The organism is Enterobacter cloacae complex sp. SYL003, assembly GCF_049236925.1.
Lineage (GTDB): Bacteria > Pseudomonadota > Gammaproteobacteria > Enterobacterales > Enterobacteriaceae > Enterobacter > Enterobacter intestinihominis.
This window is the reverse complement of the sequence record NZ_JBMKJK010000004.1, coordinates 268,128-288,956: the sequence shown is the minus strand read 5'-3', so window position 1 is coordinate 288,956 and position 20,829 is coordinate 268,128. Positions and strand designations below refer to the sequence as shown.

Annotated in this window: 22 protein-coding genes; 9 read left to right on the top strand and 13 right to left on the bottom strand. The window is 54.2% G+C overall.

Features of this window, described 5'->3' with window-relative positions; all coding sequences use genetic code 11:
• Nucleotides 1-6: 6 nt before the first annotated feature.
• The 3 genes from ACOT1A_RS07620 to eptA are packed head-to-tail and all read right to left on the bottom strand — an operon-like array spanning nt 7 to nt 3,424.
• Nucleotides 7-1,104, bottom strand: a complete 1,098-nt coding sequence (locus tag ACOT1A_RS07620) for an alkene reductase (RefSeq protein ID WP_023299948.1) — start codon at nt 1,102-1,104, stop codon at nt 7-9.
• A 53-nt stretch (nt 1,105-1,157) separates the two neighbouring features.
• Nucleotides 1,158-1,757: a TetR/AcrR family transcriptional regulator gene (locus tag ACOT1A_RS07615; protein WP_105322716.1), complete on the bottom strand. Its 600-nt coding sequence runs from the start codon at nt 1,755-1,757 to the stop codon at nt 1,158-1,160.
• 41 nt (nt 1,758-1,798) lie between these two features.
• Nucleotides 1,799-3,424: a phosphoethanolamine transferase EptA gene (gene eptA, locus ACOT1A_RS07610; RefSeq protein ID WP_038415945.1), complete on the bottom strand. Its 1,626-nt coding sequence runs from the start codon at nt 3,422-3,424 to the stop codon at nt 1,799-1,801.
• A gap of 148 nt (nt 3,425-3,572) precedes the next feature.
• On the opposite strand from eptA, the gene ACOT1A_RS07605 reads away from it, so the two are divergent.
• From ACOT1A_RS07605 to sodC, 3 genes are all read left to right on the top strand, one after another.
• A complete protein-coding gene (locus ACOT1A_RS07605; protein ID WP_023299951.1) occupies nt 3,573-3,812 on the top strand; it encodes a DUF1289 domain-containing protein in 240 nt (79 codons plus the stop codon).
• A gap of 48 nt (nt 3,813-3,860) precedes the next feature.
• Entirely contained in the window at nt 3,861-4,757 is an 897-nt protein-coding gene (locus tag ACOT1A_RS07600) for an aldo/keto reductase (protein WP_105322717.1), read from the top strand.
• Between the two features lie 80 nt (nt 4,758-4,837).
• Nucleotides 4,838-5,356, top strand: a complete 519-nt coding sequence (sodC, locus tag ACOT1A_RS07595) for a superoxide dismutase [Cu-Zn] SodC (protein ID WP_022647904.1) — start codon at nt 4,838-4,840, stop codon at nt 5,354-5,356.
• Here sodC and ACOT1A_RS07590 read toward each other — a convergent pair.
• The 3 genes from ACOT1A_RS07590 to ACOT1A_RS07580 are packed head-to-tail and all read right to left on the bottom strand — an operon-like array spanning nt 5,335 to nt 8,467.
• Nucleotides 5,335-7,368 (bottom strand): FUSC family protein, encoded by a 2,034-nt coding sequence (locus tag ACOT1A_RS07590; RefSeq protein WP_105323047.1) that lies wholly within the window; start codon nt 7,366-7,368, stop codon nt 5,335-5,337. The genes sodC and ACOT1A_RS07590 overlap by 22 nt on opposite strands.
• On the bottom strand, nt 7,368-8,228 hold the full coding sequence (locus tag ACOT1A_RS07585; protein ID WP_105323048.1) for an HlyD family secretion protein: 861 nt from the start codon (nt 8,226-8,228) through the stop codon (nt 7,368-7,370). The genes ACOT1A_RS07590 and ACOT1A_RS07585 overlap by 1 nt, the downstream gene beginning before the upstream one ends.
• Before the next feature lie 2 nt (nt 8,229-8,230).
• On the bottom strand, nt 8,231-8,467 hold the full coding sequence (locus ACOT1A_RS07580) for a DUF1656 domain-containing protein (protein WP_105322718.1): 237 nt from the start codon (nt 8,465-8,467) through the stop codon (nt 8,231-8,233).
• Between the two features lie 187 nt (nt 8,468-8,654).
• Here ACOT1A_RS07580 and slyA point away from each other — a divergent pair, with 187 nt between their 5' ends.
• Nucleotides 8,655-9,095, top strand: coding sequence for a transcriptional regulator SlyA (slyA, locus tag ACOT1A_RS07575; protein ID WP_032623345.1), 441 nt, complete (start codon nt 8,655-8,657; stop codon nt 9,093-9,095).
• Nucleotides 9,096-9,133: 38 nt separating this feature from the next.
• Here the strand turns inward: slyA and ACOT1A_RS07570 are convergent, their stop codons facing one another.
• Both ACOT1A_RS07570 and slyB read right to left on the bottom strand, forming a co-directional pair.
• On the bottom strand, nt 9,134-10,495 hold the full coding sequence (locus ACOT1A_RS07570) for a sensor domain-containing diguanylate cyclase (protein ID WP_038415948.1): 1,362 nt from the start codon (nt 10,493-10,495) through the stop codon (nt 9,134-9,136).
• Nucleotides 10,496-10,691: 196 nt separating this feature from the next.
• Nucleotides 10,692-11,159, bottom strand: a complete 468-nt coding sequence (gene slyB, locus ACOT1A_RS07565) for an outer membrane lipoprotein SlyB (RefSeq protein ID WP_022647910.1) — start codon at nt 11,157-11,159, stop codon at nt 10,692-10,694.
• 255 nt (nt 11,160-11,414) lie between these two features.
• Here slyB and anmK point away from each other — a divergent pair, with 255 nt between their 5' ends.
• The 5 genes from anmK to pdxY all read left to right on the top strand — a co-directional run bounded on the left by anmK (nt 11,415) and on the right by pdxY (nt 15,997).
• A complete protein-coding gene (anmK, locus tag ACOT1A_RS07560) occupies nt 11,415-12,539 on the top strand; it encodes an anhydro-N-acetylmuramic acid kinase (protein ID WP_105322719.1) in 1,125 nt (374 codons plus the stop codon).
• Between the two features lie 87 nt (nt 12,540-12,626).
• The gene (gene mliC / locus ACOT1A_RS07555) at nt 12,627-12,956 is read left to right on the top strand and encodes a C-type lysozyme inhibitor (RefSeq protein WP_105322720.1); all 330 of its coding nucleotides are present in this window, start codon (nt 12,627-12,629) and stop codon (nt 12,954-12,956) included.
• Between the two features lie 57 nt (nt 12,957-13,013).
• A complete protein-coding gene (gene pdxH / locus ACOT1A_RS07550; RefSeq protein WP_003857601.1) occupies nt 13,014-13,670 on the top strand; it encodes a pyridoxamine 5'-phosphate oxidase in 657 nt (218 codons plus the stop codon).
• A gap of 125 nt (nt 13,671-13,795) precedes the next feature.
• Nucleotides 13,796-15,070 (top strand): tyrosine--tRNA ligase, encoded by a 1,275-nt coding sequence (tyrS, locus tag ACOT1A_RS07545; RefSeq protein WP_022647913.1) that lies wholly within the window; start codon nt 13,796-13,798, stop codon nt 15,068-15,070.
• Between the two features lie 66 nt (nt 15,071-15,136).
• Nucleotides 15,137-15,997: a pyridoxal kinase PdxY gene (gene pdxY / locus ACOT1A_RS07540; RefSeq protein ID WP_063137521.1), complete on the top strand. Its 861-nt coding sequence runs from the start codon at nt 15,137-15,139 to the stop codon at nt 15,995-15,997.
• A gap of 60 nt (nt 15,998-16,057) precedes the next feature.
• On the opposite strand, the gene gstA is transcribed toward pdxY, so the two are convergent.
• The 5 genes from gstA to rsxG form a co-directional block, all read right to left on the bottom strand.
• A complete protein-coding gene (gene gstA / locus ACOT1A_RS07535) occupies nt 16,058-16,663 on the bottom strand; it encodes a glutathione transferase GstA (protein WP_045308481.1) in 606 nt (201 codons plus the stop codon).
• 105 nt (nt 16,664-16,768) lie between these two features.
• Complete coding sequence (dtpA, locus tag ACOT1A_RS07530; RefSeq protein WP_023299961.1) at nt 16,769-18,277, bottom strand: dipeptide/tripeptide permease DtpA; 1,509 nt, start codon at nt 18,275-18,277, stop codon at nt 16,769-16,771.
• 608 nt (nt 18,278-18,885) lie between these two features.
• A complete protein-coding gene (gene nth / locus ACOT1A_RS07525; protein ID WP_023306010.1) occupies nt 18,886-19,521 on the bottom strand; it encodes an endonuclease III in 636 nt (211 codons plus the stop codon).
• The gene (locus ACOT1A_RS07520) at nt 19,518-20,204 is read right to left on the bottom strand and encodes an electron transport complex subunit E (RefSeq protein WP_003857592.1); all 687 of its coding nucleotides are present in this window, start codon (nt 20,202-20,204) and stop codon (nt 19,518-19,520) included. The genes nth and ACOT1A_RS07520 overlap by 4 nt, the downstream gene beginning before the upstream one ends.
• A gap of 2 nt (nt 20,205-20,206) precedes the next feature.
• Nucleotides 20,207-20,827 carry an electron transport complex subunit RsxG gene (rsxG, locus tag ACOT1A_RS07515; protein ID WP_022647917.1) on the bottom strand — a complete coding sequence of 207 codons (621 nt, stop codon included), beginning with the start codon at nt 20,825-20,827 and terminating at the stop codon, nt 20,207-20,209.
• Nucleotides 20,828-20,829 lie beyond the last annotated feature (2 nt).

The following is a 20,829-nucleotide window of genomic DNA, read 5'->3' as shown; positions in this document are numbered from 1 at the left end:
GCGGGATTACAGTGAAGGGTAGTCGGTATAACCTTCCGCGCCGCCGCCATAGAAGCTTTCAGGGCGCTGCGGGTTCAGTTCGGCTTTCTTCTGCAAACGGGCAACCAGATCCGGGTTAGCAATGTAATCGCGGCCAAAGGCCACGGCGTCGATTAAACCTTTACCGATCAGATCTTCGGCTTTCTCTGCCGTATAAGCGCCCGCCCCGATAATCACGCCGTGGAAGCGCTCGCGAACTTTCTGTCGGAAGGCTTCACTGTAGGGCTTGCCGCCTGCCCAGTCCGGCTCGGACATGTGCAGATACGCGATACCGCGTTTAGCCAGCTCTTCAATCAGGTACAGCGCATCCGCTTCTTCGTTCGGACCGTTGTCGACGTTCTGGAAGGTACCAATTGGGGAAACTCGAATACCAATGCGATCTGCGCTCCACTCATTACACACAGCATCTACCACTTCAAGCACCAGACGCGCGCGGTTTTCAACGCTGCCGCCGTACTGGTCGGTACGCTGATTGGAAGACGGTGACAGGAACTGGTGCAGCAGGTAGCCGTGCGCAGAGTGCAGCTCAACCAGGTCGAAGCCCGCTTCACGGGCGTTGGCGACGGCCTGACGGAAATCATTCACGATACCCGGGATCTCGTCCAGCTCAAGCGCGCGTGGCGTGGTGGTGTCGACGCGAATAGCATTACCGTTTTCATCGCGCAGGGAAGTGCGGGTATTCGCATTCAGGGCAGAGGCAGAAACGGGCGCCTGACCGCCAGGCTGGATGCTGCTGTGCGAGATACGACCGGTGTGCCACAGCTGAACCGCAATACGGCCATCTTCAGCATGAACGCCTGCGGTGATTTTTTTCCACGCGGCGATCTGTTCCGGGCTGTGCAGACCCGGCGCACCGGCGTAGCCTTTAGCCTGGGCAGAAATCTGCGTGGCTTCGGAAATAATCAGGCCCGAGCTGGCGCGCTGACGGTAATACTCACCCATTAATGGCGTTGGGATATCTCCCGGCTCGATGCTGCGCAGACGGGTAAGTGGGGCCATAAACACGCGGTTTGGGGCAGTAACGGCACCCACTTTCAGTGGGGTAAATAGCTTTTCAGCGGACATAATGGCTCCTGAGTAGACCAGTCGACTAGTAAAAGGGTAAATAAAAACGCCGGCTACACGCCAGGCGCGGTAATACAGTTTTTCACATGCGCCAGCGCGCTTTCGAGCGGCACGGCGCTGCGAGACATTTTTGCCTGCAGGTTGGCGCCTAACCAGAGGGAATAGAGCACCTGTGCCTGCGTGAGCGGATCGCCGGAGAAGGAGAGCGTTGTTTCATCGCGGCCTTTTTCCAGCGCCTGAGCCAGCAGAGCGATTACGCCGCTGGCCCCTTTATCCATGGCGGTGCGCATATCTTCGGAGAGATCGCACACTTCGGCAGACAGTTTTACCGTCAGGCAGCCGCTGATGATGCCCTGCTGACAGAACTGCTTCAGCGTTTCCTGATAGTAGTTCAGAACACGATCCCGGTAGTCACCTTCGCCGCTGGCGAAGTGGGCTGCCAGGCGCTGATGGTAGCTGGCGTAGTGCCGCTCCAGCATGGCTACGCCAAACGCCTCTTTGGATCGAAAATAGTGATAAAACGATCCCTTAGGCACTTCAGCGGTTTTTAATAACTCGCTCAGCCCCATACCGGTAAACCCGCGATGCATGCAAAGGCGCTCGCCGGTAGCCAGCAAATGTTCTCGTGTATCGTGTTCTGTATGTCTGCTCATGCTCTTACTCTAATAGACCGTTCGGTCTAATGCAAGCCCGCTTAGCGACGACATTGCGACAAAATATCCAGTTGCGGCTGATAAACCACTGATTTCACGTCCATCATGCCCAGAACCGTGGCAAACAAATTGTCCTGTGAAACTGCCTCTTTTGCAGCATGGTTACGCAGGCAATCCGTGTTTACGCCGAAGTTTTTCGCATAGTCCGGGGAGAGCCAGAACATAAACGGAATATGCGTTTGCTGCTCCGGGGCCAGCATATACGGCGTACCGTGCAGGTAAATTCCGCTTTCGCCCAGCGATTCGCCGTGATCGGAGAGGTAAATGAGCGCTGTGTTCATACTGGCCTTCCGGGCTTTTAGCGCGTCGATGGTTCGGCTGAGCACGCTATCGGTATACAGAATCGAGTTGTCATAGGTATTGATCAGCGACTGATGATCGCAATCCTGAATTTCATTGGTATCGCAGGTTGGGGTGAATTTCCGGAAGCGGTCCGGGTAACGGTTGTAATAAGCCGGACCGTGGCTGCCCATCAGGTGTATCACCAGTACGGTATCCTGCTTTATTCCGTCCAGCACGTTGTCCAGGCGGTACAGGTTGACGTCGTCAATACAGGATTTGTCCTTACAGAACTGATCCAGTTTCCACTGGGTCATGTCCGTGTGCGGCACGCGGTCGCAGGCACCTTTACACCCGCCGTCATTGTCGCGCCACAGCAGGTTGAACCCGGCGTGGTTAAGCACATCGAGCAGTCCTTCCTGATGATGGGCGAGGTCCGCGTCATATTTTTTTCGCGTCATGCCGGAGAACATGCAGGGGACGGAAACGGCGGTTTCCGTGCCACAGGAGGAGGCCTGTGGGAAATTGATGACATCCCGCTTTTTCAGCTCGGGGTTGGTTTCACGCGGGTAACCATTTAACGAATAGTTTGCAGCGCGGGAGGCTTCGCCCACCACCAGAACCAGCACGGTTTTCTTACGTTGGCCGGAAATCAGCGCCCCTTTATGGGCATCCTCGCCAATGCGGACCAGCGTCTGGTCGCCGGCAAACCAGCGCATTTTGCTGTACTTCACAACGGCGCTCACGTAGTTCGCCGGAGTGACCATTTTGACGATGCTTTTGTTATTGCGGAACAGCGAAGCATAGTCTTTATAGAACACTGCCGCGACGAGAATGATCACCAGCAGCGCACCCAGTATAGCGGCGAAACGTGTTAGCAGGGCATACCACCATTTTCCGGTTCGAATGCGCGTCAGGGCTAAGATGACGGAAGGGACCAGACCCGCGACGGCCAGCCACAGGATCAGCTGCGGCGTTACCAGGGCTGTCGCTTCCTGGGAGTTAGTCTCAAACACGTTCACAATCATGTTTTGATCGATAACCGCGCCATAGGTGTACATAAACCAGGTCGCGGCGGCGCATCCTATGGTCAGGGCAATCATGAGCGGCTTGCGAATAAAGGGAATATTCAGCAGGCTAAAAACAATGACCCAGCCGCAGAACAGAACCAGCGGCACACTGGCGGCAAAAAGCATGTCATGCAGACGGGCAGGTGCGATAATTGACCAGCTGCGCTGGATAAACAGCGCATTGAACACGGTGAAGAAAAGCGCACAGGCGAGGGTAAATTTCGTATCGTTACAGTGTAACTTTTTAGTGAGCCACATGATGACCAGACCATTCGTTATATCAATGCGGCGAGTATAAGAAGGGAAGATTAGCGAAACCTTAATGCCCTGTTTGTGACGGACACTCCTTGCATGCAGGCCATTTAGGGTCTTCACTGTAGGGAATAATGACGTTCTGGAGGTAGGTGTGGCAGAGCAACTGGAATTTTTCCCTGTCCAGAGCCCGTGCCGGGGTATTTGCCAGGTTGATGAACGAGGATACTGCCGTGGCTGCATGCGCACACGCGATGAACGTTTTAACTGGCAAAATTTCAGCGACGCGCAAAAGCAGGAGGTCTTACGGCTCTGCCGACAACGTCTGCTGCGCAAAATTCGTGCAAACAAAGCGGTTGAAACCGAAGAACCTCAGCAACCTTCACTGTTTTAGCAGGGTAATTGCGTATACTGGTGACATGACTTCCTTGAGGAAAATGTTATGGTTCAGCGTATTACCCTTGCCCCGCAGGGCCCGGAATTCTCCCGATTCGTTATGGGCTACTGGCGCCTTATGGAGTGGAATATGTCTCCGGTCCAGCTGGCGGACTTTATAGAAGAGCATCTCGATCTCGGGATCACCACCGTCGATCACGCTGATATTTATGGTGGCTATCAGTGCGAGGCCGCTTTTGGCGAAGCGCTGAAGCGTGCGCCAGCGCTGCGTGAACGTATGGAGATTGTGACCAAATGCGGTATTGCCACCACAGCAAAACCGGAGCATGCACTTGGGCATTACATCACTGACAGCGCGCATATCGTTAAAAGCGCTGAGCAGTCACTGGTCAACCTGGCCACCGATCGTATCGACCTGCTGCTGATCCACCGTCCCGATCCATTGATGGATGCGGATGAGGTTGCGGAAGCGTTCCTGACGCTACACCAGAGCGGCAAAGTGCGTCATTTTGGCGTGTCTAACTTCACCCCGGCACAGTTTGCGCTATTGCAGTCTCGCCTGCCGTTTACGCTGGCGACGAATCAGGTGGAGATTTCGCCTGTTCATCAGCCGCTGCTGCTGGATGGCACGCTCGACCAATTGCAACAGCTGCGCATCCGTCCAATGGCATGGTCTTGCCTGGGCGGCGGCCGCCTGTTTAACGATGAAGCATTCCAGCCGCTGCGTAACGAGCTTGAAACGGTGGCCCGCGAACTGAATGCGGAGAGTATTGAGCAGGTGGTTTACGCCTGGATCCTGCGCCTGCCGTCTAAACCGCTGCCAATTATCGGCTCCGGCAAAATTGAGCGCGTACGCGCTGCGCTGGTGGCTGAAGAGCTGGATATGTCGCGTCAGCAGTGGTTCCGCATCCGCAAGGCGGCTCTGGGCTACGACGTACCCTGAGTGCGTGGAGTCTGACTTTCCGGTGAAATCTGCGCCTCTGGTATAGACTTAAGGTGCAAAAAATAACCCGTGGAGGTCATATGAAGCGTTTTGCTCTGGCAGTGGTCACGCTGGTTGTTTGCGCAGGAGCGCAGGCAGCCAGCGAAGAAGTTGAAATGAATCTCGTCACTTCTCAGGGGGTAGGCCAGTCCATCGGGACGGTGAAAATCACCGAAACCGATAAAGGGCTGGAATTTGCTCCCGATCTCAAGGCCCTTCCACCCGGTGAACATGGTTTTCACGTTCATGCCAAAGGCAGCTGTCAACCTGCAATGAAAGAGGGGAAACCTTCAGCCGCTGAGGCCGCTGGGGGGCATCTGGATCCGCACAACTCTGGTAAGCATGAAGGCCCGGAAGGTATGGGGCACCTCGGCGATCTGCCGGTGCTGGTGGTGAATAACGACGGTAAAGCCACCGATCCGGTTGTTGCGCCCCGGCTGAAAAAGATTGACGAGGTCAAAGGCAAGGCGCTGATGGTCCATGTGGGCGGCGATAACATGTCCGATCAACCTAAACCGCTTGGCGGCGGCGGGGCGCGCTATGCCTGCGGCGTGATCTGATCGCCAATTGTTCCGGGTGGCGGCGCCTGTTCAAGCTGTGACAGGGAGCAGTGCAGCCGCCAGATAATGGACGCCAGATCGCGGGCCGCAGGCTGATGGTGGTGCGCCAGAGCGTCGCAAATACGCTGAAGCTCGGCGAGCGTGACGCTCAGGGGGCGTTGCTGAACTCCGCGCTCGCTCATCACATCGCGAAGCATGGAAATACAATTATCGCGGACCTGCGAAAGCGGGTCGGAACGCGTCTCCCAGGCACGCAGCTGCCACACCACGTGCGAACAGTTCAGCAGCACCACGCCCCAGCGCAGTAGCCAGCGACGGGAGAGGGAATCCTGGCTGTTGTTCAGCTGGCTGACATGATGGTAAACCAGCGATTCATACTCGCTTTCACGCAGATGCGGCCTGCGGCTCAGTTGATCGACAAAACCCCTGCGCAGCTCACGAATATGCCTGCGGCTTTTACGCGCATCCGAGCCCGGGCGTAGCACGGCGAAAGCCAGCCACGCCAGCCCCACGCCGAGGATCTTCGCCAGGTTATCGTTGAGAAAATCAGCGTAATCGTAAACCGGAGGATTCGTTACAGAGATAAATGAGCCCATAAAAACAATCAACTGCCCCCACAGACCGGCCAGTTTTGGCATTTGCAGTTTGAGCAACTGCATGGTGGTTAATAGCGGGAAGAGAAACAGCAGAAATTGCCAGAGGTCGGTTATCTGCACCATCAAACCATATTTCACCACGAAGCTGAACAGCGACAGCAGTACCAGCGTACGCAGCAGAAGCGTCAGGGAATTAAACGGGGAAGCTGCGACGGAATAGAGCACGCAGCTGATTGCCGCAAGCGTCAGGGCTGCACTGCCCGCATCCCATTGCGTGGTGATGGCCCATGCGCCCACGGCCGTCAACGCGCAAAACGTACGAAAACCGCTCCACAGCGCCTCCATTGCGTCGGTATGGCGCGCCAGAGCTGGGCTACCGGGAACGGAAAATTCGGTGACGGGCGTGGCATTTTCGACGGCTTTTAACCAGCGGCTGCTGCGCAGATACAGGCGGCAGAAATAGTTCAGACGCTGCCAGAAGGCGCGGTGCCGGTAATCATATTCATCCGTTGGGGCGAGCGGCGCGATAATGCGGGCCACGGTATAGATATCGGCATCCGGACGCGCAAGTGCGGCGAGCAGCGCCTCGATAACTTCCCGGGTATGGGCTGGCGGCGCAGGCCAGTTCAGCAACATCCGGCGAAGGCTTGAGATCGCACTCGTCATCCGCAATTGCTGGTGCAGTAAATAGTTCAGGAGCGTGTTCTGGCGACGAAAACGGTAGTGGCTCCAGAATGCCTGGATGCGTAACAGGTTCATGGTCAGGATCTGGCCGATGACCTTTTCGTGTGCTAGACGGATGTTATCGCTGCTATCAGGCTGCCAAAGCAGGCTGGCATGTTCCAGCAAACGCGCGTGCATCGTTTTAAGGGCGGTGATAAGCGTAGTGCCATCCGAGGTGCTGGGCAGGATCATCATCATGACGCCGCCGCACAGAATGCCGACCATCACTTCACATACGCGTGCCTGGGCGATGTCCCATAACTCGGTGGTATCCAGCACGTTGACGACCGGAAAGGCGATAATGGCTGCAGTGTAACCTGCCAGTTGAAACGCGTACGCAACGTTGTTGGTAAAATGGGCGCAGGCCCAGGTGCACAGCCCCAGCCATGCCGACATGCTTAACAGAAAGAGCCAGGGATCGTTCAGGGTATGGCCGGCAAGAAGCAGTGCAGCGGTCGCACCCAGCAGGCTACCCGCCACGCGCCCGAGGCTTTTACTGATAACGCCCCCGACGGTAGGGAAGCTGACGACCGCCGCAGAGGTCATCGCCCAGTAAGGCTCATCCAGATTCAGATAATAGGCTACCGTAAGCGCAAGGCACATGGCGATGCCGTTACGCAGCGCGTAACGCCACTGCGGCCGTGTCGCTTTTATCCACGGCGTATTGCGCCAGGAGAAAGCCCCCAGGTTCATCATCGCGATCCGATGGCGACGGTGCAGGTTGTGCCAGAGACCAGAGTAATGTCTTTCGGCAGTTGCTCAAACTCGACGCGAACAGGCACCCGCTGAGCCAGACGCACCCACGGTACGTTGGGTTTGATGTCAGGCACCAGACCAGAATCGGTTTCCACGCTCTGATCGTAAATTGCCCGACCTATGCTACTAACGTGACCCTGTAACTTTTCTGCACCGCTGTAAAGCGTGATCCGGGCAGGCGCACCCTCGCGGATATGGCGCAGCTTGGTCTCTTCAAAATAACCTACAACATAGAAAGAGTGGCTATCTACCAGGGCAAAGACCGGCTGGCCTGTGGTGGCGTAATCCCCCACACGGGTCGACAGGCTCGTGATCCATCCATCTACCGGAGCTTTGACAACGGTCTGGGTCAGTTGCCACTCGGCCTGTTTCAGCGTTGCCTCTGCAACCTTCAGGCTGGCCTGCATGGCTTTTACATTGATATTGGCGGTATCGAGATCTTCCGCAGAGATGTAATTCCTCGACAGATGTCGGCGACGTTCGGCTTCGTTATTGGCTTTTGCCAGATCTGATTGAACTTTTGCGAGCTGCGCCTGGGCATTGAGCACCGCAATGTGGAAAGGGGTCTCATCGATGCGGAATAACACATCGCCCGCATGAACGAACTGGTTGTCCTTCACCAGCAGCGCGCTGATACTGCCGGACACCTGTGGCGTGATGCTGACCTGTTCTGCGCGGATCTTGCCGTCACGCGTCCAGGGCGACTGCATGTAATAATTCCAGAGCCACCAGCCGGCCATAAGCGCCAGCGCTAAAACGAAAAGAGTGGAAAAATATTTTAACTTTTTCAATGCTATTCTCACCACACGGTTAACACGGCAAGGCCAAGACAGACGGAAAGGGTAAACAGGGAGAGATCCATTAACATCGGGTGCCAGATTTCACCGGAATACATCCAGTCGCGCAGCAGACGATGCGCAATGAGCCAGATCACAAAACCGACCATCACGGCTTTAAACAGTGGCGGAAAGTAGACCGATGCGCCGACAATCAGATCCTGGAGGGGCAACCCTGCGCAGAGGGAAAAGAACGTCACAAGCAGTGATCCTTTGCAGTGGGGTGAGGGCCACAATGGCATATTTCAATACGATGGCGCATTACCGTTCAGTGTAAATCATCCTTTCAGGAATGATGAATACCGTGATTGCATTTGTTTTGGCAATACAAATACTGCAAACTATTCTAAAATCACTATAATCACTTAGCAAGCTAATTATAAGGAGATGAAATTGGAATCGCCATTAGGTTCTGATCTGGCAAGGTTGGTACGCATCTGGCGTGCTCTGATTGACCATCGCCTGAAACCTCTGGAACTCACGCAGACGCACTGGGTTACGCTGCATAACATTCATCAGCTCCCGCCCGACCAGTCACAGATCCAACTGGCAAAAGCGATTGGCATTGAGCAGCCGTCACTGGTGCGCACTCTTGACCAACTGGAAGAGAAGGGACTTATCTCCCGACAAACCTGCGCCAGCGACCGTCGCGCCAAGCGGATCAAATTGACGGAAAAAGCGGCCCCGATTATTACTGAGATGGAAGCTGTCATCAGTAAAACGCGTGGGGAGATCCTTGAAGGTATTTCCCCCGCTGAGCTGGAGATGCTGATAGGACTCATCGCCCGTCTTGAGCAGAACATCCACGATCTGCAGTCTCGCGACTGACCGAACGTAAAGGCCTTGCGAAATCAAGGCCTTTCTTATTATCTGAACACCACCACCCGGTTGCGCCCTGTCTCTTTTGCCTCATACATGGCTTTATCCGCGCTCTCCACGCAGGTTTCCGCACTGGTTTCCGGCGAGGTTGCGGTGAATACGCCCATGCTGATGGTAATAGGTTCCGGCAGATGACCGCCGCTGCTGGCTTTATCAAACCCGCTCAGCTTGAGGCGAATGCGCTCGGCCACCTGCCTCGCGGCGTCTGAAGGGGTATTTGTCAGCATCAACACAAACTCTTCACCACCGATTCGGGCCGCGATATCCTGGGGGCGCACGGAATCCGTCAGCAGATTAGAGACGAACTGTAATACCTTATCTCCCTGCAAATGCCCGTAACAGTCGTTGATACGCTTGAAACGGTCAAGGTCGCTTACTACCACCGATACCGGGTGTGCCTCCGTTGCAGTGCTGAGGGCGTAGTTTAATGAATCATAAAAATAGCTGCGATTATAAAGACGGGTAAGCGGGTCGCGGATTGAATTTTGATATGACTGCTGGTATTTGACGTGCGAGTCACGATACAAATTAAAGACGTCGGAAAGCAAAATGAAAATAATCATTAATGTCGCGACAGTTTCGAATAACCGGGCGCGGTACCATGATACATCTTCTACGTATCCACCTAACAACAGCATTAACAGCGTGACGACATAACAGACGCATAAAAAATTGCCGCCCGCCCAGAACAAATTTCTTATCCGGGTCACGACCATCAGGGTGATTAATGTGACAACCCAAAGAATGACCAAAATGATGTTGATGGTCTGGCTCCAGAGAATCATGAACTGCCGGGTTTCATTATCCACAAGATCCAGGGTTAACGTCGTGGAATGGCTGGAATAGAACCACGCCAGCCAAAGCATGCAGCCCGTAAAGAGAGCCGATCCGACAACAATACCGATGTGGGTGCTTCGTGAAAGGGGGGAAACGCGAAGCGTATAAAGTAAGGCTGAGGCCATCATGAGCACCGCCATTAAGAGGTGTCGGAACATATAAAAGATCATCGCGTCATTATAGTTCGCCTCGTTGAACTGATAGAGATCCAGCCAACCTGGAAAACTGGATAGCGTACCCACCATCAGCAGTGCTGAACCGGCAAAGGCTGACGCAATCGGAACGAGATATAGCCGTTTTTTATCACACCAGTATTTCATTGCCATAAAACAGGCGATAAACAGATGGAATACCAGAAGAAAAATAGTGAGCGTAGGGAAAAATAGCGGAGAGAATGAAGGAACCCATTCAACAAGTTTTATAAAACAACCTTGTAACACGGCAATGATAAAAATGCACCCAAGTGCAAAGGCCACAAAGCGGTTCATTACAAATCGACAGTTCGCAAGCATAGAATGTTAAAAAATTAAAAAGAGGAAAAAGAGAATCAGACGAGTCTAAAGGAGGGAAATAAAAAATACTTTGCGCAGGAACAATATCAGAGGGAATTAATTATACGCCGTGTGAATGTATTTTTATAAATACATTTTTTAAAATGATAGTTTTTGTAAATGGATGCGGCCCGAAAGGACCGCATCCGTCGGGATATTAACGCGGGGAGACGGTGACCTGGCTACCGTTGCTTGCCAGTACAACACGCTGGCCTGCAGAGAAGCGAGTATTACCCTGTTTCTGCACAACCATAATGGTGCTGCCATCGTCTTTACGGATTTCCAGCTCAACGCCCTGAGTTTTGTTCATCGCACCCTGAACGCCCTGACCCGCTACGCCGCCTGCAACTGCGCCTGCTGCGGTAGCCAGAGAGCGACCGGTGCCGCCACCAATGGTGTTACCCAGGAAACCACCCAGCACAGCACCACCGATTGCGCCCACGACGTTCGTGTCATCACCACCCTGAATCTGAACAGGACGGGCATTAACGATAGTACCGTAGGTCACGTTCTGTACCTGTTTAGCTTCAGAAGCACTATATACGTCGCCGGAGAGTGAATTGTCGTTCACACAACCCGCCAGTGTTAAACCAATCAGCGAAACGCCCAGTACACGTAAAATCATTTGACTCTCCTGTTCACCAAAAAACGCCCGATTGGGGCATCCGTTATGGCTAAATTATATGGCATTCCTGACCACAGTTCATATCTTTGCATGCCGAATAGATAAATTTTACCTGAACGGGGCTTAACGGGACATAAACAAAAACCGTCTGTGCTACAGGTCTGAGATTGTTAAAAAATATTATCACCGGATAGCAAAGCAGCGTTATTTATGATGGAGTGGTTGCACTTAGCCCATGTAACGTAAGGAAAGCGCATGAAATCGGGTCGCTATATCGGTGTGATGTCTGGTACCAGTCTTGACGGTGTGGATGTCGTTCTGGCCGCCATTGATGAAAACATGGTGGCGCAGCAGGCAAGCCTGACCTGGCCTATTCCGGTCTCGTTAAAAGAAGAGATCCTGAGCATCTGCCAGGGGCAACAGCTGACGCTTTCCCAACTGGGCCAACTGGATGTGCGTCTGGGGGCGCTGTTTGCTGATGCGGTATTGGCCCTGATGCAGCAAGAAAGACTTCATCCGCAGGATGTCGTGGCAATAGGCTGCCATGGGCAGACCGTCTGGCATGAACCTGTCGGCGAGGCGCCGCACACGATGCAAATTGGCGATAATAACCAGATTGTGGCAAAAACCGGCGTGACGGTGGTGGGGGATTTCCGTCGTCGCGATATGGCCCTCGGCGGGCAGGGGGCGCCGCTGGTTCCGGCATTTCATCAGGCGCTGCTGGCGCACCCGGTGGAGCGCAGAATGGTTCTGAACATTGGCGGGATTGCCAACCTGTCGATGCTCATTCCCGGGCAGCCCGTGCGTGGATACGATACCGGGCCCGGTAATATGCTGATGGATGCCTGGATCTGGCGTCAGAACGGTAAACCCTACGACAAAGACGCGCAGTGGGCCAGCCAGGGGAAAGTGATCCTTCCCTTGCTGCAAGCCCTGTTAAGCGATCCATTCTTTGCCCTGCCAGCGCCGAAAAGCACGGGGCGAGAGTATTTCAACTACGGCTGGCTTGAACGTCATCTGGCACGCTTCCCCGGCCTTGCGCCTCAGGATGTGCAGGCTACGCTGACTGAGCTTACCGCCGTGTCGATTTCTGAACAGGTGTTGCTCAGCGGCGGGTGCGAGCGTCTGCTGGTATGCGGAGGCGGAAGCCGCAACCCCCTCCTGATGGCACGCCTCGCCGCCCTGCTGCCGGGCACCGAAGTCACGACCACTGACGAAGTCGGGATCAGCGGAGACGACATGGAAGCGCTGGCCTTCGCCTGGCTTGCCTGGCGTACGGTTGCCGGTCTGCCCGGGAATTTACCCTCCGTAACCGGTGCGCGAGAGGCGAGCGTCCTCGGTGCTATTTTCCCGGCAAATCCGCGCCATAATCAGAGTTAACTGAAATTCAGCGGGAGGCATAACCCGTAAAATAGGGAAAAACAGGAGGGCGGTTAGGCCCTCCAGGACCAGGATAGTCTTCGGAATCTGCCCATGAAAAAACTTCTTCTCATTGCTGTACCTTTTCTTATGACCGGATGCAGCGTCTATAACCAGTTCGTTGAGCGTATGCAAACCGATACGCTGGAATATCGTTGTGATGAAAAACCGCTGACGGTGAAGCTGAACAACACTCGCCAGGAAGCCAGCCTTGTTTATGACAATAAGTTGTTGACGCTGAAGCAGGGGATGTCCGCCTCCGGGGCGCGTTACACGGATGGGATCTACGTCTTCTGGTCAAAAGGTGACAGCGCCACCGTCTATAAGCGAGACCGCATTGTGCTGAACAATTGTCAGCTGGAAAATCCGAAGCGTTGAGATTTTTGAAGGGGGCGCGCACAATAGCGCCACCCAATCTCACTTTCAGCTAACGCCATGTCAGATAACGACGAACTACAGCAAATTGCGCATCTGCGCCGTGAATACACCAAAGGCGGTCTGCGCCGCCAGGATCTTCCCGCCGAACCGCTGGTGCTTTTTGAACGCTGGCTGAAACAGGCCTGCGAAGCGAAACTGGCCGACCCGACGGCGATGGTCGTTGCCACGGTTGATGAAAACGGTCAGCCGTATCAACGCATCGTTCTTCTTAAGCATTATGACGAGAAAGGGCTGGTGTTCTACACCAACCTTGGTAGTCGTAAAGCGCATCACCTGGAAAATAATCCGCGTATTAGCCTGCTCTTCCCGTGGCATATGCTTGAGCGCCAGGTGATGGTTACCGGCAAGGCAGAGCGCCTCTCTACGCTCGAAGTGGTGAAATATTTCCACAGCCGACCGCGCGACAGTCAGATTGGCGCCTGGGTTTCTAAACAGTCCAGCCGAATCTCGGCCCGCGGCGTACTTGAAAGTAAATTCCTCGAACTCAAACAGAAGTTTCAGCAGGGTGAAGTGCCGCTGCCGAGTTTCTGGGGCGGGTTCCGCATCCCCATTGAGCAGATGGAATTCTGGCAGGGCGGTGAGCACCGCCTGCACGATCGCTTTTTATACCAGCGCGACAACGGTGGCTGGAAAATAGACCGACTGGCACCGTAATCCCCAAAATTTGTTGATTTAAGCGCTAGCGCACACCGCGCTGGCGCTTTATTCTATGGTCCTTTCGCATCAGGCGAAAAGTCGTGTACCGGCAAAGGTGCAGTCGTTTATACATGGAGAATTTGATGGCAAGCAGTAACTTGATTAAACAATTGCAAGAGCGGGGCCTGGTGGCCCAGGTGACGGACGAGGAAGCGTTAGCAGAGCGACTGGCGCAAGGCCCGATCGCGCTCTATTGCGGCTTCGATCCCACCGCTGACAGCTTGCATTTGGGGCATCTTGTTCCATTGTTATGCCTGAAACGCTTCCAGATGGCGGGTCATAAGCCTGTTGCCCTGGTTGGCGGTGCGACTGGTCTGATTGGCGACCCAAGTTTCAAAGCCGCTGAGCGTAAGCTGAATACCGAAGACACCGTGCAGGAGTGGGTGGATAAGATCCGTAAACAGGTTGCACCGTTCCTGGATTTCAACTGTGGTGACAACGCTGCGATTGCGGCGAACAACTACGACTGGTTTGGTGGCATGAACGTGCTGACGTTCCTGCGTGACATCGGCAAACACTTCTCTGTTAACCAGATGATTAACAAAGAAGCGGTCAAGCAGCGTCTTAACCGTGACGATCAGGGAATCTCTTTCACCGAGTTCTCCTACAACCTGTTGCAGGGGTATGACTTCGCCTGCCTGAACAAGCTGCACGGCGTGTCGCTGCAAATTGGCGGTTCTGATCAGTGGGGTAACATCACCTCCGGTATCGATCTGACCCGTCGCCTTCACCAGAATCAGGTGTTTGGTCTGACCGTGCCGCTGATCACCAAAGCAGACGGTACCAAGTTTGGTAAAACCGAAGGCGGCGCAGTATGGCTTGATCCGAAGAAAACCAGCCCGTACAAATTCTACCAGTTCTGGATCAACACGGCGGATGCCGATGTTTATCGCTTCCTGAAATTCTTCACCTTTATGGATATCGAAGAAATCAATGCGCTGGAAGAAGAAGACAAGAACAGCGGTAAAGCACCGCGCGCCCAGTATGTGCTGGCCGACGAAGTGACTAAACTGGTTCACGGTGAAGAAGGTCTGGCAGCGGCGAAACGCATTACGGCGAGCCTGTTCAACGGGACCCTGAGCGATTTAAGCGAAGCGGACTTCGAACAGCTTGCTCAGGATGGCGTGCCGATGGTGGAGATGGAAAAAGGCGCCGATCTGATGCAGGCGCTGGTGGACTCCGAGCTCCAGCCGTCTCGCGGTCAGGCGCGTAAAACCATCGCCTCTAACGCGATCACCATTAATGGCGAAAAACAGGCCGATCCGGAATACACCTTTACCGAGAACGACCGTCTCTATGGTCGCTACACGCTGCTGCGTCGCGGTAAGAAAAATTACTGTCTGGTCTGCTGGAAGTAATTAAAAGTACGCAGGGGCGTGGGAAACCACGCCCCTTTTGTTTTGACAGGGTTTGGTAAGTACAACATGAAGAACATCCTCGCCATTCAGTCCCACGTTGTTTTTGGACATGCTGGCAACAGCGCTGCGGAATTCCCGATGCGCCGCCTCGGGGCCAACGTCTGGCCCCTCAATACCGTTCAGTTCTCGAATCACACCCAGTACGGTAAATGGACCGGCTGCGTGATGCCGCCGTCACATCTGACGGAGATCGTTCAGGGGATTGCGGATATCGACCAGCTTAAACGCTGCGATGCCGTACTGAGCGGTTATCTGGGTTCGGCGGAGCAGGGGGAACATATCCTCGGCATTGTGCGCCAGGTGAAAGCGGCAAACCCCGCGGCGAAATATTTCTGCGATCCGGTGATGGGACATCCGGAAAAAGGCTGCATCGTCGCGCCGGGCGTTGCGGAGTTTCATGTCCGTCATGCATTGCCTGCCAGCGATATTATTGCGCCCAACCTGATTGAACTTGAGATCCTGTGCGAGCATCCAGTCAACAGCGTAGAAGAGGCTGTACGCGCCTCTCGCGAGCTCCTCGCCCAGGGGCCAGAGATTGTGCTGGTTAAGCACCTGGCACGCGCAGGGTTGAGCCAGGACCGTTTTGAGATGCTGCTGGTGACCAAGGATGAAGCCTGGCACATCAGTCGACCGCTGGTGGATTTCGGTACACGTCAGCCTGTCGGGGTTGGGGATGTGACCAGCGGTTTGCTGCTGGTGAAGCTATTGCAGGGCGCAAGCCTGCGCGATGCGCTGGAGCACGTAACCGCAGCCGTTTATGAAATCATGATTGCGACGAAGACGATGCAGGAATATGAGCTCCAGGTGGTCGCGGCGCAGGATCGCATCGCGAAGCCCGAGCATTATTTCAGCGCAACCCAATTGTAAGAGCAGGGATAGTGTAGGCCGGGTAAGCGCAGCGCCACCCGGCAGTACAGCGCGCTCGGATTAATTCAACCCTTCTGCCTTCAGCGCCGCTGCAACCGCAGGGCGTGCCGCTACGCGTTCCATATACGACGCAATATGATCTAATCCTTCCAGGTTCAGCTTCACCGCGCGCGCCCAGCGCAGAACGGTAAACAGATACGCATCAGCAATGGTGAAACGCGCACCGCAGATCCACTGATCGTCTTTCAGTGATTCATTAATGTACTGCATCTTTTTCTCAAGTAACGCACGTACGGTCGGTTTGTACTCTTCCGGAGTATCCGGGCGGAACAGCGGCGTAAAGCCTTTGTGCAGCTCGGTCGCGATGTAGTTAAGCCACTCAAGGGTTTTATAGCGAGAGATACTGCCTGTTGGTGCCAGCAGCTGACGATCAGGCACGTTGTCGGCCAGGTACTGCATTATCGCCACGCCTTCGGTCAGCAGCGTACCATCATCCAGCAGCAGGGCCGGAACCTGCCCTTTTGGGTTAATCGCAAAAAAGTCACCCCCGTTTTCCAGGCGCTTTTTCATCAGGTCAACGCCGTCCAGCGTGAAATCCTTACCGCTCTCGCGAAGGGTGATATGCGAAGCAAGAGAGCAGGCGCCCGGTTTATAGAACAGTTTCATCGGTAACTCCTTTTTGCTGAGGTTCCCGCTATGTTAGTGCGCGTTCAGATAAAAAAAAAGCCGCTAATCAATTAGCGGCTTCTGTTCAGTCGTTTCCCGATGACATTACGCGTTCGCGGTGTTGGTCGCTTTAGCGGATTTGTCGTCGTCCTGCGTCATACGATTGAGTTTTGGTGCGGTGAGCAGCATCAGCACGGCAATTACGGCTGTCGCGATACCAATTTGCATGAACACGGTGCCGTAGACGTTCAGGGAGACCAGCGGGTCGGTAACGTTGTCCGGTACCGCCATCAGGTTCGCAATCTTACCTGCAATGATGGCTGCGCCAGCGGTCGTCAGGAACCAGCTACCCATGATGAAGCCCATCAGACGCTGAGGGACCAGCTGTGCAACCATCGCCAGGCCCAGACCGGAGATCATCAGTTCACCGATGGATTGCAGCGCATAGCTCAGGATCAGCCAGTTAACAGACACGATACCCGCGTCGGTCGCGAATTTCGTCCCCAGCGGCAGCACCAGGAATGCGCCAGAGCACAGCACCATACCGATAGCGAACTTGTGCGGCATCGGCAGACGGTCGCCCATCTTGTTATAGATAGCGGCCAGAATCGGGCTACCAATCATGATCCAGAACGGGTTCAGTGCCTGGTACTGCTCCGGCTCGAACGCGATACCCAGGATGGAGTGCTCAACGTTGCGGATTGCGAAGAAGTTCAGGGACGTTGGCATCTGGCTGTACAGGACGAAGAAGATAATCGCTTCCAGCATCAGGATGAACGCCACAATCATCTTACGACGTGCCGCACCCTGCATCGCGAAGGCTTCTTTAGCGAAGATAATCACGATACCCAGCGCAACCACGGCCAGTACGGCACGTGCAATACCCTGGTTGTGCAGCAGCCAGGTCGCGACAGCGGCCAGGATCACAATGCCGACGATGGTTGCCAGCAGTTTGCCCATATGCACGGGTTCGAAGTCTGGTTTAGAACCATAATCTTTAACCCAGCTGCGACAGAACAGGAAGTTCACAACGGTGATCAGCATACCCACGAAGCTCAGCGCAAACGCTACGCTCCAGCCGAATTTCGCGGCCAGCCATGGGGTTGCCAGCATAGAGAAGAATGAACCGATGTTGATGGACATGTAGTACATGGTAAATGCACCGTCCAGACGCGGATCATCTTTGTTGTAGCAGGTAGAAAGCAGGGAGGACGGGTTAGCCTTAAAGAGGCCGTTACCTACCGCGATGGTAGCCATGCCCATGTATACCACGCCCGCATCGTGCCCGGACCATGCAACCAGACCATAGCCAATCGCCAGAACCACGGCGCCCAGCATAATGACACGTTTCGTACCGAGGACTTTATCGCCTAACCAGCCGCCGATGGCGACCAGGCCATAGACCAGAGCGCTGAAGGACGAGAACAGCGTGATGGAATCGGCTTCGGACATACCCAGTTGCTTAACCAGGTAAACGGCCATAATCCCTTGCAGGCCGTAGTAGCCAAAACGCTCCCATAATTCGATAGAGAAAATGAGATAGAACGCTTTAGGCTGTTTGAAAGCGTTAAGACTTACGCTCTCATCTGTTGGTTTATTGTTTGCAGTAGACACATATACCTCTTTTTTTACATCCCATATTAACGGGGGTGTTCATAGCGTGATGACCGTAGTCCATCCGCTTTATAGTTATATTGGGAGGGGAAACGGCGGGTAATGTTCACTATCCAGCCCCATCTGGCAATACGTTTGTAATAATCTGTTACATATAACTGTGGCGGTATAATTATCGGTTCACGCAAATGTTATGCAGCGTTAAATTTCATCCGTTGAGAATTGGTGGTTTTTTTCACTGTAAATGACCCTGATGAATGGCTGTATGGCGATATGTTCTGCTATTTTGGGTGAAAGGCAGTGATATAGCCCATATTCTGAAAAATGACTGGTCTTATATGCGGTGAGTAAACGAGGAGATCTTGTCTGGCAAAGGCGTGGAGAGGGTTTTAACAACAAAAATCCAACATCAAGTTATCAGAGTGATCGCGATCACAGATGTATAGAAATTTTTGGTGATGAAAAAACTATTAACCTGTTTGAGTGTTAAATATCCGCAGAATCGACAACACTTTATGGACAATGAGAGGGAAAATTACGGCCAAGGGAGAAGATATCAGAGCCCTTGTTTAATCTAAGGGCTTGAACAGTAACAAGTGGATGTACCTTCAGGGATAGACTTTTTCTTTGTATTCACAGAGATCTTCGATAATGCAGGAGCCGCAGCGTGGCTTACGTGCAATACAGGTATAGCGCCCGTGAAGGATTAGCCAGTGATGGCAATCCACCTTAAATTCCGCAGGGACCACTTTTAATAGCTTTTCTTCCACCTCTTCCACGTTTTTACCCGGCGCGAACCGGGTGCGATTAGAAACGCGGAAGATGTGAGTGTCCACGGCGATCGTCGGCCAGCCAAACGCCGTGTTGAGCACGACATTTGCCGTTTTACGCCCGACGCCTGGCAACGCTTCCAGCGCTGCGCGATCTTCCGGGACTTCACCGCCGTGCTGCTCAAGCAGGATCCGGCAGGTCTTAATGACGTTTTCGGCCTTACTGTTAAACAGGCCGATGGTCTTGATATAGGATTTTACCCCTTCAACCCCCAGCCCCAGCATGGCCTGCGGCGTATTGGCGACAGGGTAGAGCAGGGCCGTGGCTTTGTTGACGCTCACGTCAGTGGCCTGTGCAGAGAGCAGCACCGCGATCAACAGTTCAAACGGCGAGTTAAAATTCAGCTCTGTTGTTGGATGAGGATTCTCATCGCGCAGGCGCGTCAGGATCGCAATGCGTTTCTCTTTATTCATACTGCTTTCTCGGGGATCCCTTCCTGTACGCTGCGTTCAGCGGCGCGGCGTTTACGTTTTTCATCAATCAGGTATTTTAACGCCAGCATCATCCCAAGGCCAATGAAGGCGCCTGGCGGTAGCATGGCCAACAGGAATGGGGTGTCCGTATGGAACACCTCGATACGCAGCGATTTCGCCCAGCCGCCAAGCAGCGCGTCCGCACCGTCGAAGAGCGTACCGTTGCCCAGAATTTCACGCAGAGAGCCGAGGACGAACATGGCGGCAGTCGCGCCCATGCCGATGGAAAACCCATCCAGCGCGGAAATTGCCGGGTTGTTTTTCACCGCGAAGGCTTCAGCGCGGCCCACGACTATACAGTTAGTCACGATAAGCGGAATGAAGATCCCGAGCGACTGGTACAGGCCAAATGCGTAGGCGTTAATCAGCATTTGCACGACGCTGACCACCGATGCAATGATCATGACATAAATCGGAATACGGATTTCCGATGGCGTCCAGCGGCGCAAAACAGAAATGGAGAAGTTGGTCAGGGTCAGCACCAGCGTGGTCGCCAGCCCCAGCCCGAGCGCGTTGGTGGCGGTAGACGTCACCGCCAGCAGCGGGCACAATCCCAACAGCTGTACCAATGCCGAGTTGTTCTTCCAGAGTCCCTGGACGATAACCTCTTTAACCTGGCTCATGGTCACTCCTCACAGGCGGAAAGATGATTGATCTGCGCGGGCAGCGTTTCGGCATACAGACCGGCGCGTTTGACGGCGTTGACGACCGCGCGGGGCGTAATCGTGGCGCCCGTGAACTGGTCAAACTCACCGCCATCTTTTTTCACCGCGAAAGCAGGATCGTCCTCGCCATGAATCATCTTACCGGCAAAGTGTAAAATCCAGTCGCTCAGGCGTGTTTCAATTTTGTCGCCAAGGCCCGGCGTTTCGTGATGTTCCGTCACGCGCGTACCCAGCACGGTGCCGGAAAAATCGCTGCCTACCAGCAGCTGAATTGCGCCAGAGTAACCGTCCGGCGCGGTGGCTTCCATGATGGCACCCACCGGGTTCTCGCCCTTACGGGCAATATAAACGCGGTGGCTTCCTTTACCGAGTTGCGGGGCCTGCACGACAAAGCAGCTTTTTTGCAGGTTATTATCATAGAAGTCTGATGGGATCACCTGATCGAACAACGCCTTTTGCTGCTTCATTGCCTGCTCTTCAATGGTGCTTTTCGTCAGTTCATTTACCAGCGCGGTCAGCCCGGTGAGGGCGGCGGCGAAGATCGCCAGCGTGACGCCGTGTTTTTGCATAGTCTTTAGCATGG